Source organism: candidate division KSB1 bacterium (genome assembly GCA_034506395.1).
Lineage (GTDB): Bacteria > Zhuqueibacterota > Zhuqueibacteria > Thermofontimicrobiales > Thermofontimicrobiaceae > Thermofontimicrobium.
In genome coordinates this window covers 229,156-243,268 of sequence record JAPDPQ010000002.1, presented here as the reverse complement: position 1 = coordinate 243,268, position 14,113 = coordinate 229,156, and the positions used below count along the sequence as shown (strand labels likewise).

The 14,113-nt window shown below is 45.6% G+C and carries 14 protein-coding genes; 6 read left to right on the top strand and 8 right to left on the bottom strand.

The genetic code is table 11. The features are described 5' to 3' along the window. Positions 1-16: 16 nt before the first annotated feature. The 6 genes from ONB37_02300 to ONB37_02275 all read left to right on the top strand — a co-directional run bounded on the left by ONB37_02300 (position 17) and on the right by ONB37_02275 (position 5,572). Complete coding sequence (locus tag ONB37_02300) at positions 17-478, top strand: methylated-DNA--[protein]-cysteine S-methyltransferase (GenBank protein ID MDZ7398975.1); 462 nt, start codon at positions 17-19, stop codon at positions 476-478. 92 nt (positions 479-570) lie between these two features. Beyond that, positions 571-1,299 (top strand): class I SAM-dependent methyltransferase, encoded by a 729-nt coding sequence (locus ONB37_02295; protein ID MDZ7398974.1) that lies wholly within the window; start codon positions 571-573, stop codon positions 1,297-1,299. A 494-nt stretch (positions 1,300-1,793) separates the two neighbouring features. Further along, positions 1,794-2,813: a DNA polymerase III subunit delta gene (gene holA / locus ONB37_02290; protein MDZ7398973.1), complete on the top strand. Its 1,020-nt coding sequence runs from the start codon at positions 1,794-1,796 to the stop codon at positions 2,811-2,813. A gap of 83 nt (positions 2,814-2,896) precedes the next feature. Continuing rightward, the gene (locus tag ONB37_02285) at positions 2,897-3,484 is read left to right on the top strand and encodes a sigma-70 family RNA polymerase sigma factor (protein ID MDZ7398972.1); all 588 of its coding nucleotides are present in this window, start codon (positions 2,897-2,899) and stop codon (positions 3,482-3,484) included. 146 nt (positions 3,485-3,630) lie between these two features. After that, a complete protein-coding gene (locus ONB37_02280) occupies positions 3,631-4,221 on the top strand; it encodes a zf-HC2 domain-containing protein (protein ID MDZ7398971.1) in 591 nt (196 codons plus the stop codon). A gap of 151 nt (positions 4,222-4,372) precedes the next feature. Further along, the gene (locus ONB37_02275; GenBank protein MDZ7398970.1) at positions 4,373-5,572 is read left to right on the top strand and encodes a trypsin-like peptidase domain-containing protein; all 1,200 of its coding nucleotides are present in this window, start codon (positions 4,373-4,375) and stop codon (positions 5,570-5,572) included. A 308-nt stretch (positions 5,573-5,880) separates the two neighbouring features. Here the strand turns inward: ONB37_02275 and ONB37_02270 are convergent, their stop codons facing one another. The 8 genes from ONB37_02270 to ONB37_02235 all read right to left on the bottom strand — a co-directional run bounded on the left by ONB37_02270 (position 5,881) and on the right by ONB37_02235 (position 14,066). Beyond that, the gene (locus ONB37_02270) at positions 5,881-6,825 is read right to left on the bottom strand and encodes a hypothetical protein (GenBank protein MDZ7398969.1); all 945 of its coding nucleotides are present in this window, start codon (positions 6,823-6,825) and stop codon (positions 5,881-5,883) included. A 14-nt stretch (positions 6,826-6,839) separates the two neighbouring features. Continuing rightward, entirely contained in the window at positions 6,840-8,117 is a 1,278-nt protein-coding gene (locus ONB37_02265; protein MDZ7398968.1) for an NAD-binding protein, read from the bottom strand. A 132-nt stretch (positions 8,118-8,249) separates the two neighbouring features. Further along, a complete protein-coding gene (pepT, locus tag ONB37_02260; GenBank protein MDZ7398967.1) occupies positions 8,250-9,485 on the bottom strand; it encodes a peptidase T in 1,236 nt (411 codons plus the stop codon). A 212-nt stretch (positions 9,486-9,697) separates the two neighbouring features. Next, positions 9,698-10,564, bottom strand: a complete 867-nt coding sequence (gene thyX / locus ONB37_02255) for an FAD-dependent thymidylate synthase (protein MDZ7398966.1) — start codon at positions 10,562-10,564, stop codon at positions 9,698-9,700. A gap of 161 nt (positions 10,565-10,725) precedes the next feature. Further along, positions 10,726-11,238, bottom strand: a complete 513-nt coding sequence (locus ONB37_02250) for a hypothetical protein (GenBank protein MDZ7398965.1) — start codon at positions 11,236-11,238, stop codon at positions 10,726-10,728. Positions 11,239-11,586: 348 nt separating this feature from the next. Continuing rightward, positions 11,587-12,021: a hypothetical protein gene (locus ONB37_02245; protein MDZ7398964.1), complete on the bottom strand. Its 435-nt coding sequence runs from the start codon at positions 12,019-12,021 to the stop codon at positions 11,587-11,589. Between the two features lie 30 nt (positions 12,022-12,051). Next, the gene (locus ONB37_02240) at positions 12,052-12,435 is read right to left on the bottom strand and encodes a hypothetical protein (GenBank protein MDZ7398963.1); all 384 of its coding nucleotides are present in this window, start codon (positions 12,433-12,435) and stop codon (positions 12,052-12,054) included. A 47-nt stretch (positions 12,436-12,482) separates the two neighbouring features. Continuing rightward, a complete protein-coding gene (locus ONB37_02235; GenBank protein MDZ7398962.1) occupies positions 12,483-14,066 on the bottom strand; it encodes an N-acetylmuramidase domain-containing protein in 1,584 nt (527 codons plus the stop codon). Positions 14,067-14,113 lie beyond the last annotated feature (47 nt).

Genomic DNA, 14,113 nt, shown 5'->3' with positions numbered 1-14,113 from the left:
AGCTCCTTCTATTCACTTGAAAAATGCATTTTATCATTCTCCGATTGGCTGGCTAAAAATTGCTTGCGACGATGCGGCAATCGTAAGCGTTCAATTCGTTGATAACGAGGGAGAACCGTCCAGCCAACAGCCGCCACTGCTGCAAGGATGCATTGCGCAACTGTGCGACTATTTTCAGGGATTACGAAAGAATTTTGAGCTGCCCTTAGCCCCCCAAGGCACCGCCTTTCAAAAATCGGTTTGGAAAAAACTGCTGGAAATCCCCTTTGGAACTACTGCCAGCTATGGGGATATTGCCCATCGCATCGGTGAGCCACGAGCGGTTCGAGCTGTTGGTCGGGCCAATGGTCAAAATCCGATTGCGATCATTATCCCTTGCCACCGCGTCATCGGCGCCGATGGCAAATTGGTTGGATATGGTGCTGGATTATGGCGCAAACAATGGCTGCTCCAACATGAACAACGCATGCTGATTTAAGCATCACTGCTAAAAATAACTGGAGTCATGCTTATCCAAAATTTCATCTGGAAAGTAATTCACTGAAGCTATGGAACTGCGAAATAACATTTATGTATGAAATAACACCGAATTGGTATCAAGAGCTATTTGATAAACTAGGTGAAAAATACCTGGATCTGCCGTTCATTAAAGGAACAATCCAGGAAGTGGACTTTATAGTGGAGCTATTTCAATTAGAACCATCAGCCAAAATTCTCGATGTCGGCTGTGGTGTTGGCCGCCATGCCATTGAACTGGCCCGGCGAGGCTATCAGGTCACTGGTCTGGATTATTCGCAGCGGATGATTGCCATTGCTAAAGAGCGAGCTAAGAAAGAGGGACTCTCGGTCCAGTTCGTTCACGGTGATGCGCGGGTCATGTCGCTTGAAAACAATTTCGATGCTGCGCTATCGCTTTGCGAAGGCGCTTTTGGCATTATGGAAACCGATGAACAAAATATCGCTATCCTAAAAAACATATATAACGCGCTAAAGCCCAATGGCCAGTTGCTATTGAATGTGTTAAACGCTTCTTTTGTGTTTCGCCATCCAGAGCAGGACACCTGTTTCGATCCGAAAACCTGCATCGGTTATTGGGAGGAGAAATTCATCACTGAATCTGGAGCTACCGAAAAGCTTTTATGCTCCAATCGATACTACACCTTCCCTGAGATGAAATTCATCTTGGAAAATATCGGTTTCACCGTGATCGATGGATTCGGATGTACCACTGGCGATTTCCAGCGACGCGATATTCTTTTGGATGATTTCGAAATTTTGATTCACGCCGTCAAAAAATAGCGCGTCTTCCATTGATCAAAATTGCTTTTATCGCTCAATTGCTACATCAGCTTTTAGACACCTACCTGACAAATGATCCTATCCTTCACATCATCCGTGCATGTCCAAAAAGACAGAGCACATAATTTTTTATTTTATGAGATTTCAACGGCTCAATTTCTCACCCCAACCAATCAAATAAATCAAGTTTTTTCCTTGCAATATTCCCTCAAATATCCTATATTTGGATTGCAATGTGGGAATATGAGTTCGGGACAAGATTTGTTTGGGCTTGCATAACTAAAGAGAATCCGTGCAGGCTATCCGTGTTGTACAAAAGCGCGAAATTACCACTATCATTTAATAAATTTGACCAGCTCATTCCTGCAAATTGGTAACGAGTGAAGTGGAATTGTTCGAACAGCTGAGCACACAACCAATATGCTTTCATCAGGGCGCTGCATCTGCACTGAAAGCTAAGAGCTTGTAATCATCCAAAAATAATAGAAAAATTTATGGCAAAAACTGCAAACGCAATCCCACCTTCGACGGTGATCGATCAATTAAAAAAGGGTGAGATCGCGCCAGTTTATGTGCTATTTGGCGAGGAGAAGTTCCTTCAGGACGATCTGGTCGTCAGAATTACACAAGCTTGTTTGGATGGCGCACCGCGCGATTTTAATTGTGATATATTTTATGGTGGGGAGGTTTCGGCTGATAAAATCATTAGCATCGCACGGTCGTTTCCGATGATGGCTCAGCGCCGAGTAGTGGTAGTCAAAGAGATGCAGCAACTGAAAGCATCAGATTTGAAGTACCTTTCGGACTATGTGAATCATCCGTCGCAATCATCGTGTTTGATTTTCACATTGCCAGAAAAGACCGTATCAGGCAAATGGCTAAATGCTATATTCGAAAAAGCGGTAGCTGTGGACTGTCGTCGTCTTTATGACAATGAAGTACCGAGCTGGATTGAAAGCTATGTTCGAAGCAAAAAACTATCCATTGAGCCAGATGCGGTTCATTTGCTTCACGCACAGGTTGGGAACTCGTTGTTAGAACTGGTGAACGAACTGGTGAAAATCGAAATCAATATTCATCCCCGCACTACGATCACCCTTGTGGATGTTCAGACAGTGACTTGCATTTCTAAGCACTATAATGTCTTTGATCTTTGCAATGCAGTAGGTCGGAAATCTCTGCCTCAATCGTTGGGCATTTTGAATAACCTTCTGGACCAGGGCGAGTCGCCCACTGGTCTACTGATTCAGCTCACAAAACATTTTGTGAATCTGATGAAAATCAAGGAAAATATGCAGCGAGGGATTCGGTCGCCGAATGAATTGGCTAGAGTGGTGGGATTGAGTTCCTATTTTGTTAACGATATGATGAAGCAAACGAACAATTTCACTATTGAACAATTTCGAAATTCGTTCCGTCAATTAGCCGAAGCGGATCTCCATTTGAAGACCAGTTATCAACGGCCAGAGTTAGTAATGGAGCTGTTAATATATCGTTTGATCAAAGGATTATGAGTCCGTTAACGCGGTTTTTCCGCTTCGAAAATTTCGGGAACTTTTGAGAATCGGTTCGGTTAAAATTTTAGCAAGGAATTCTGATGTACGAGGAAGAAAAAGGTTCAAGGCTTTCAGACGAGGACTTAATTGAAAAATTTCAGAACGGGGATCTGTACGCTTTCGATTTGATTGTGAAGCGATATAAGAACCAGTTGCTGAATTTTGTGTATAGGTTTTTGGGGAATGCAGAAGAGGCTGAAGACTTAGTTCAGGAGACATTTTTGCGGGTTTACCGGAATCGTAAAGCCTACCAAAAGGTGGCAAAATTTTCTACGTGGATTTACACGATCGCTGGTAATTTAGCAAAAACGGAATTGCGAAAAAGAAAGAGGAGGAAATTCTTTTCAATTTCGGACTTGGGTTATAATGAAAAAGATTACGACATCTCAGATGATGCATTCAATCCCGAAAAGGATGTGGATGGTCGAATGAAGGAGGAGATCATCCATCGGGAAATTGAAGATCTATCCCCTAAATTTCGCGAAGTGATCTTGCTCCGAGATGTTCAGCAGCTCTCTTATGAAGAAATCAGTCAGATTGTCAATATACCGCTGGGCACTGTGAAATCCCGAGTCAACAGAGGAAGGCTCAAATTACAAGAGAAATTGAAGCACATGTTAGAACGTTGATGATCGCGTCAGGTTCGGCAAAAAAGCCATCAGCTTTTGGTCACGCGATTAAGCTGATAAATTGGATGATTTGTTGGGATCGGTGAAATTTGTAGTCATCTAAATTATTTACAGTCGCCACAACTCCTATTATATGAGGGATATCAATGGACAGTTGTCAACGGTTTAAAGAAATGGTCTCTGACTATATCGAGGGAGGGCTTACCCAAAACGATCAATTGCTAATGGAGCAGCACCTGCGAGACTGTGTGGGGTGCGAACAGAGCGTCAGACGAGTGAAGAATTTAATTCGACAATTAAGGACATTACCCAAGCTTACGGTATCTCCAGATTTCGAGACAATCCTCCGAGCCCGAATCAGTTTAGAACGTCATCGTCGAGAGCGATGGTTTGCTTTTGGGGAGTTCAGGATTCCAGCATTTGGTTTTGCTGCCCTAGTGGTTGTCTTAGTCGTGTTGGCTGCGTTGGCGTTTCGACATCCGAACAAATCCATCACCATCCAGGGGAACATGAATAAAGAATGGTATCAGGCCGGCGTCGAAAAAATTGATCCTACCACCAATCAGCGCTATATTTTCATCTATGAGACTCAGCCCGTTGCCAGGATCAACTTTCAAGCACCCGTAGAACCGAATCGCTCATTTAACCAAGCGGCATATTTAGATTCAGCCCAAGCGGTAAAAAGTGATTTGCTTTGGCATGAAACGGCCGAGATACTAAAGACAAAAGTTTATTAATAGCCGTTCAAACCGAAAAAACAAGTAAATCCATTTTGACTCTTCTTTAATAGATCATTCCAAACCCTGGTTTAATGATTCTGCTGCTTGGACGGACCAGATTAAGCCAGGGTTTGGGCTATCTTGATGTAGCTCCGAATTTGAATCAGTTATGAAAATAATATCCATTATCAGTGTGATTATTTTGTTATGGGTAACCATTCTTTTTTCCCAGCAATCACCTACATTAGAAAGCCTTCAATCAGAAATCAGCCGATTAATTCAGTCAGCTAAAAACGCTGTTGTCACCGTTACTGCCAGTTCCAGTCACTCATACACTGTTGAAAGGGATAACGGGCTTTTTTCATTGTTTCGGAGTGGGTCGGAGCAACGCGAGGATAAGTTTTGGACTGTCGGATCAGGAATTATCTACAATGCCGAGGGATATATTATCACCCGCGCCTCGATTTTGGCTGATTTCGATGAGATCAAAGTGACATTCTGCGATGGCACATCTGCAGCGGCCGAGTACATTGGTACCGATGAAATGACGGGACTCGCCCTTCTGAAAATCGATGGAAAAAATTTAGAGGGCCCCAAATTTGGAAATTCGGATCGCTTGCCGCTTTATTCAATGGTTCTCGTGTTAGGCAATTCCATGGGGCTATCTCCCTTTGCAACGTTTGGGTTGATCAATGGCTTTACAGAAGAGGGCCGAATGATCCTTTCCGTCTCGATCAATCCTGGAAATGTCGGGGGCGCCGTGTTTAACCTCAAAGGAGAAATCATTGGCATCATTTCCGCGCAGATCGAGCCGCAAATTTCGGCTGGGGGCAGTGGTCTGCTTGATTATTCCAGCAGCCTTGCGATCCCCATTAATCAGGTCATCACTACCATTAATAACGTTATCAAATTTCATCACCAACAGATGAAGTGGTTAGGTGTGGAGTTAGATGCGGATTCATTACGCAGCAACAAACTGATTGTGAAGCGGGTGTATCCTGGTTCCCCAGCAGCACGGGTTGGCCTGAAGCCAGGCGATCATTTGGTGAAATTCAATGAAGTCACGCTCACTAATCCAGAAATTTTGAAGGCCCAAATCGGGCAAACAGCGCCTGGAACCAGTGTCTCGATCAACTTCATCCGCCAGCAACGGGCATTGAAAGTATTTCCGAACATTGAACGCGTCTGGCCCGAAGGTTTTAATGTCAATAAGCCTCGCCATTTCTCCCTCAATCTGAATTCAGATGCCACGCGTTCCCCCATTAATGCGCCGATTATTATTTCTCCCGAAAGCTTTCAACAAATCCATTCGAAGATGATCCAAATGGAACAAGAGATCCGAAGCCTAAAAAATCAGATCAACAAATAATTCACCAAAGCTTTATCCAAGCTAATAAAAAATCCCACCGACCCCCCATACATGGCAGTGCTGCAAGATGGCTACATGAACTTCTCAGCAGAGAAATTCCAGACAGATTTGCTAAAGGAACACACGAAAGGCCGAGGAACCAATCTCAGAAGACTGAATTTCCGTGCAATTCCATGGCTTCACAAGTCGGAGGCTTTTTTCGAAGGCATTTTGAATTCGCTTTAGAAATTTAGACTCTTATCTTTTCTTTTCTGGATTTCGTGGGCAGTGGAATCTAATTTTTAACTTTTGTGGTTGGCTGTTAAAGTTTAGCTGAAGAATTGATCTGCCTGGAGCGTTGCCAGGCCGATTTGTGACTTGCCCCCTTTCAAATAGCTACCATAGGGTTCGAACCGTGCTGTCCCGCCACCATATCCCTCATACCAGAGGTAATACAATCCATTGATCTTCTCGACTGTTGTAAACCAGATCGCACCCTCATCCCATTCACCCTCTTTCCCCCGAGTAAAAATCGGATTACCATGATATTTGCGCCAATGCATCAGATCGGTCGAAGTTGCCAGACCTGCGTACCACGGATAATCGTCATATCGATCTGAGCCGCAGTACATCATATAGTAAGTTTCGTGCTCTTTGAAAATGCGGGGCGTCTCTACGCTGTGGCTATCCCATGTTCCGGGGGCACCGACTGGAAGCACGGGTTGAGGCGAGATCGGTTCGAAATGAAACCCATCTTTTGAGATCGCGAGATGGATCTCAAAACCGGTCCCTTGCGCAGCAGAGCTCCAATAAAACAAATAGAATTTCCCGTCATGATAAACGACCTCTGGACAGCCGCCGATGAGGATGGGATTGTGCAGATACTTTTTAAAATGAACGCCATCATCGGATATTGCCAGACAAATGGCGCGTGGACAAGTTGGCGAAACTCCGGAATAGTAAAGAAAAATTTTCCCATCCACGAAAACCGCTGCGGGATCGAGCGCATGAAGCTCATCTGGCGTCCCTGGACCTCCCACATCGATAATCGGGTGGAGGAAAATATCCCATGTCGCTCCATCAAACCGATCTATTGAGATAGTTGCCACTCCAATTCGGTCATGACCTCCCTGCTGGCCGCGAAAATACAAGAAATAGTCAGTTCCGATCAAAAGCAAATCTGGATTGGCTGTTTGGGCCTCCATCCACGTATTGGGTTTGACAGGCAGGATTGGATTGCCCGCATATCGTTTCCATTGAAAGCGATCGTTCATCCCTTTTCCAGACATTAGCTGACAATCCCATTCTCATCGATATTAAATAGTTCGCTGCGAAATGCCTCCTCCAATTCTTGCTGAAGGGGGAACAAAATAACATCTCTCGGCTGTTTCCTCGTCACCCGACGCTCCAGGATTTCGTTGATCTCTTTCGCGGTATGAGAATACATTCGGCAAAAGATCACCGCCGCCTGTAATCGTGGAGGACCCGTGAGCTTCATTGAGATCGCGAGGTTGAGGTTCTGGATATCGTTATCCGAACAGGCGAAAATGAGCATCTGCTTATTTGATGGCTCATCCAATTTAGCCAGCTTATCCCACAATTCCGGATTGTTCATATCAAGATAAGATGGTGGATGAATTTTGCCAGGAAACTTGGAACGGTTAGTGGACCATGAATATTGGGATCTTTCTAATTCAAAACCTGATTTAGATTTGAGGGTGTCGATGAAGATCTCGTCCTGTTCGGAACGATTTCGATCGGCAATAATGTGGGAATAGAGCATTTGGCCGAAACGACCGAATCCCAGAATCACGAAAATATTGCCATCAGATCTCAAATAGTCCTTCTTGAATACCCAATCGTAATACAGCCTCCGGGTGACACTCCGATAACCGTTGAATGGGATCACATCAGCAAATTTTGGTTCTTTAAATAATGTGGCAGCGAAATTTTCATGAAGGTTCAAATCGCCCAAGTGGCAATAAAGCTGGAAACCTCTGGCCTTGGGCTCGATATCAATAATTTCAACCAGCGTTTTGAGGTTAGCTAAATCGCGATTAGTGGTGAGGAAAACCTGTTTAGCGCGCTGCACGCGAGCTTTAAGCAATACTGGCAATTTCGTGAAATCATTTTTAATTAGCCAGGTATGGCGATCCCGGCCCAATTCCTCTAAATAGGGATTCTGGGCATCGCTGTCAATCAGGACAATTTTGTGGTTGCGAGGGGCATATCGCCGGACCAGATGATAAATAAGCTTTCCGTTCCTGCCGAGACCGCAGATGATGGTATGGCCTTTTAGCCCAGGCAGCAATTGACTGAAAAATTTCTCCTGAAGGATTTCATAGACCAGGCTTAATGTGAGCAAAGGTGCGAAGAAATAGCAGATCCAAAGTACGGCCAATGCCAGCCTTGGCCCTTCCTGAGGAAAACCGATATCCAACGCCCCAAGGATAAACAGATTAATCGCGAAATAAAGCGACTCGAGACAGCGACTGAACCCAGTTGCTTCGGGAAGATCGGTTGCCATAAAAGAAAGCCAGGAAGCCAATAATACTATCCCAATCAAAATTGGCTTCCAAAAACGGATGAATAAGTTCAACATAATGCGAGATTAGAGATTCGATCGATTAAATGAATTAGGGTCTGCTTTTCCCTGTTGATATTTCGCTATTTTGCAACTAAACGAGAATTTGTTTCGTTATCGCTCTGCCCAAATTTTGATCAGGTTAATAATGACATCCACTGCCTTTTGCATGTCACGTACCGATATCCACTCTAATTTCGAGTGGAAATTATGACCACCAGTGAAAATATTGGGCGTCAGTAGCCCAAGATAACAGAGCCTCGCGCCATCGGTGCCGCCTCGCACGATATTTTTTCGAGGCGTGAGCCCGCTTCTCCGAATAGCCTCCAGCGCATTCTCTACAACTTGCGGTTGCTCATCCAGCTTATACTTCATGTTCCGATAGGATTCCTCCACATGGAAATCGAACCAGGCACCTGGATAATCAGCCACGATTTGATCGCAAAGTTGCTTCAAAAACTCTTCGTGCTGTTTCAACCCCTCCAGCTCAAAATCTCGAATTAGAAACTTGATTTCAGCTTGCTCTACGCGCGCGGTCATGGTGTTCGGATGAATATAGCCCTCACGCCCTTCGGTGGTTTCTGGCGAGAGCCGGTCTTTGGGCAGCGCAGCAATCAATTGGCCGGCGATCTTCATGGCATTGATCATCTTATTCTTTGCATAGCCTGGATGGATGTTTTTGCCATAGATCGTAACAAAAACCGTATCTGCACAAAACGTTTCATCCTCCACTTCACCGACTTCCTGCCCATCAATCGTATAGGCGTAATCGGCATCGAATTTTTTGACATCAAAATATTTTGTACCTTGACCGACCTCCTCATCGGGGGTGATGGCGATCCGCACCCGACCATGCTCGATCTCGGGATGCTGGACCAGATGATTCACAGCATCAAAAATTTCTGCGATGCCAGCTTTGTTGTCCGCCCCCAATAGCGTCGTACCATCTGAGGTGATGATATCTGTGCCGATTTGAAGCGCCAGCGATGGGTTCTCGGCCCAGCGAATAATCTGGGTTGGATCGCCAGGCAGTACAATATCGCCCCCCTGATATTTCCGATGGACGATCGGCCTCACATTTTTGCCAGAGACATCGGGCGATGTATCCAGATGGGCGATCAAGCCAATAGTTGGAACCGGGCGGGTGGTCGTGGCCGGCAGCGTGGCCGTGACATATCCGTATTCATCCATCTGGGCATCGGCCAATCCCATTTCGATAAGCTCTCTCACCAATTCCTGTCCCAAAATCTTCTGCCCCTCGGTACTGGGATATTTATCTGTTCCCTCCGCAGATTGGGTGTCGTATTGGACATATTTTAAAAATCGGTCCACTACAGTGTAGCTCATCATCTCATCCATCCTTGAATTCCTGTCTATTGATACCATGAAGCAAAACCAATCCGGCATTTCATGATCGCGCATTTTTTTCTCTCGCGCGCCAACCATCCACAACTAAAGCGCCGGAGCGAATAGAAGCTCATATCCCGCGCGATAGCCAGCGGGAGGTGTCCTATTTCCCAATCAAGATGAAAGCGTCTGGAATAGGTTCATCAAATTCATTTCTATGGCTTATTCGCGCCGATCTTTTCGATGAACTCCTGAATTTCCCGTTTTGTCAGGCCGCGATTTTCAGCTAACGATTCCCAATTAATTGACGAAGCGATCTGGTCCAGTACCTGTCGGACTAACGCCAGCTCCTGTCGAGAGAAACTTCTCGCCTCGAGCACATAATCTTCAAACGCCTCCCATGTCAACGGAACCGCAATTTTGACAATTTCTGCGATGGCACGGGCATAAACTTGAATCTCATACTGAGCTGCCGGGTCCAATCTCAGCTTTAAAAAATGTAGCAAATTGTGAAGATCGATCTTCCAATACCATTCCGTATACAATGACACTGGCAGTTGAATGCGCGCCAATTCCCGAGCAATATCCATCTGTTGAAACCGTTCATAATCTTGCCAAAGCTGCTCAATGTGCTTTCGCATTGTCTCAAGGACTTGTTGCTGAAGTTCCTCCGGAATTGATTCTTCTGAGCGGCCTTGGCGATTGGTGGTGGATTGCCGGCGGATCATCTCTGGCGCGGGGAAATAAAACTCATCCCGGGCCTGGGAATAGCGCAAGGAGTATTCATTGACGCTCGCCATGCGATGCCGAATCCATTGCCGCGCTACAAATATCGGCAACTTACAATGAAATTTGAATTCCACCATTTCAAATGGGCTGGTATGCTGATGCCGCATCAAATAACGGATCAGATCTCGATCCTGCTGCAATTTCTTGGTCCCTTTACCATAAGATACCCGCGCCGCCTGGACAATGGCCTCGTCTGAGCCCATATAATCGATCAGCCGGACAAAGCCATGATCCAGACAGGGATATTCCTTGCCCAGAATTTCATCTAATTGTGGATTGCTCGATCGTTGCATTTAATACCAATAGATTCCTCTAGTTCATTTTGTCTTCGCACTGCTGAATTTCGGCCACAATGCTTGTCCTAAATCGTCCCCCTAACTCAATGATTAGCGCCAATGTCATAACTAACAATTTGCCATTTACGAAAAGGATTGGAGACAACATGGCGTATCGATTACCCCTTTGGCTTCACCTCTTCTTCATCTTTGCCACTCACCATTCCAAGCATTTTAGTGCCAAAGTAAAAAGCGATCATCAATTGAAATGCGGTCAGCAGCGGATCAAGTATTTTTTGGATTTTCTCATATTCATCCATATTGATCAATGCATATCCCTCCATCAGCACGACAGAAAACAGCAGCGATAGCGTAAGGATGACGCGAAATACCCCTGGCGGTAAACTCATCGTCTGGTTAATGTAGGGATTATCCGGATTGGTCAAAGGGTCATATTTCAAAACCAGATATATGAGAAACAAAATAACTCCCAAAAACCAAACGATCAGCAGGGCCAGAACAAAGGTCAAATACATATTGCTGATGCCTGGCTTGGCTGAGCTGTAAAAATATTGATGAATAATATAGAAAGCGATGATCAAGATAAAAATAAAAAAGGCAGTGACGCCCCAGCGGATCCTGCGGCGGACCGCTAATGAAATCGTGCTGTTTTCGCTCGGTACTAATGGCATATCATTCTCCTTTGCGACAATTTAATAGACATCTTCAAAATCCAGAAAACCCTGATTCCGCACGAAGTAAGCACTGCCAGAACTTTTTAACTCACGTACATGGAATCGGCTTTTGGCGGCCTCCCGCATTGGCTTTTGTCTGTGACTTTGTAGAAATCTAGTGATATGGGCTTGATTCCACTTGCCAGCCAGCGGTCTTACGCTTGAAAATTCATTTGACCTGGCAGACCGTTATAAATCAAGGATAGCCCACTTGGTCACCAATCATCTAATTTGAAATAAACTGTGGAGGATCGAAATCCTTATTCGACAAAAACTCATTTAATGCCCAAGAACAAGACAGATCAACTAAGTCATCACCAACACCAGGATCAATAACATCGCTTCCAGCCCAGATATTCCCAACAGCACTTTCTTATAAAATTTCTGTTTGGCCAGATCTTTCTGACATGCTTGGGATTCATCTGTGCATTGGGATAATTTTTGATTGGTATGGGCGAGCGTAGAATCGAAATTCTGTTCTTTTAAACGCAGCAGTTTGATCACCGAATCTTGATGACTGGTTTTCAGTTGCAATAAACCAATTCGCTTTTCGCAATTCAAATAGAGCGCATTGACTTTGAGACAACTATCCAATTGCGTCTCGGTGATGATATAGACATTTTTCTCTGGGACGAAATTGATTCTGTTGCCAGCTTCGTAAAACTTCGGATAAAGTTCTTGGCTAAAAGCTATGACCGACCATAGCATCAGAATGGACAGCGATACTATTCGAATGATCATCAGTGCCTCCATTTTGGGAGTGAAGGTATGTTATTGTCCGAACGTTTCGCGGAACAGCTCGATTTTCTTTTCTCTTGGCATTTGCTCAATTGCCTCGAGGATGGTGCTGCGCTGTTTTTCGAGCATCTCATATCGCCGATCGATAAGCGCGATCTCCTTTTCCAAATGAGCGATCTGCTTTTCCAGCAACTCGCGGCGCTCGGCCATCCGAGCCTGGTATTCGGCCTCTTCCCGACGTCGGCGCTCGAATTCCTCATCAATTTTAGCAAGTTTTTTTTGTAACGCCTGGCCGAATGGCGTGAGCCCAGCGATGCCGATTAGCACCTTCTGCCAGTCAACGACCTTGAAAATCAACAAAGCCAGCGCGCCAAGCACCAAAATCACCACCAAAATGAGAAATATCGTTCTTCTCATAACGTTCTCCTTGAGATCAAATACGGTCAGCTTAATGAACAATGGGATCACACCAGCTTCGGCGCAATTTTTCGAAATTGGTCTACATGCTGTCTTAATTTCTCGCCATAAGCAGATGCCTGAGCAGGGCCGTTATAAGCCTCTGCAAATCGAATGAAGTTTTCGCTGATCAGTTCTGGGATCAAATTTTTGCTCTCAATATATCGAAACATCGCCCAGAGTTGCTCCCGGGAGTCGGATTGGAACGCGAAAAACATCTCTTCTGGCGAATCATAACCGATTCGATCGAAGTTCGCGCCCATGATTTGCGGGCTGCCCATGCTGATGGATTGGAACGCTGCGAGGCGATCCAATTGTTTGGCAAATTCAAAGGCATCCCATTCGCTGCGCTGATCATCAGTATGGACGTCAAGCCATTTGGCTGATTGAGAGCGTCGATACTGATGTCCCTGCCAAGGGTGTACAGAGTGGAATCGGAAATGGCGATGAAACAGCTCTTCGTTAGCCTTGCCCCAGAATTGGTAAAAATAATGATTTTCAAATCGGATCAACAAACGGCCGTCGAGACCAAAACCTTTTCCTCGAGATTCCACGCTCAATACCGCCAGCACGACCACAGGATCGATCGAAAATTTGCTACTGATTTGCTGAATTAGCCCGCCATAATCATTCCAATTGGCTGCCATGATCTGCTGCTCTGTTGAGAAGGCGTCTTGTATCGGAATAATTAAATGATTTGGTGGTTTGAGCGGGTCTCCATGGCCTGTGGGAATTGATAGAATTTCAGCAGCGACAGGGGCTAAATAGGTTTGAGCCACAAAGGCTTGTCCCATGATTGGTCGAACGCGAACCCAGTCATTGGCAAGGTCCATCAGTTCGAGCAGATTTCCCGCTGGCAAATAAGCAAGGGTCGCGAATGGTTCGCCCGGGCCTTTTCGCAACCGAAGCCAATCTGCCTTGACCGTGACAAGCGGGTTCGAAGTTGGCGTGCGCAATGCGGCGTATTCTAGGGCACCGACTCTAATCAGATCGGCGCGGAGATAGCCAGCAATGGGGATGGTTTCAATTTCTGCCCAGCCATTTGTGCTGCGCTTCACAATAATTTCCGTATCCTTCGCAAGCTGGCCAATGATTGCAAATTGCTCTCCTGGACCGGAACGAAGGTTAACCACTATTTCCTTGATCGCCGCACGATATGGCCCTTCAGTTATAGCCTCGGCCGGGGTCGCTGGCACAAGGAGCTGGCTCATCACAAATCCATTGATCGGCCGAGTGCGAACCTGATGCCAATCACTCCCCGAAACCTCAATCACAACCATGTCCCCTTTATTGAGCATTGCCACTGGTTCGAAGGACGTGCCAGGACCAGAGCGAATATTAACCTTATCCGCATCGATAACACCAACTTGCTCGATTTGGGTGGCGACAGAGCTGGAATCATGAAATGCGATATTTGCTCTCGCGACATATCCCTCCAACAGGCTTAAATCCAATTCAGCCCAATCCCCTTGTATTCGTCTCACGTGCACCACCAGCCCTTTCGCGAGCTGCCCCACAATCGGGAACTCCATCCCAGGACCAGCGCGGATATTCAGTTTCTCAACATTGACGATGGCCTTTTGGACTGCCATATCGTTGACCCTAATTTTATTAGAAGAGGCAAAAAGATGCCTATCAC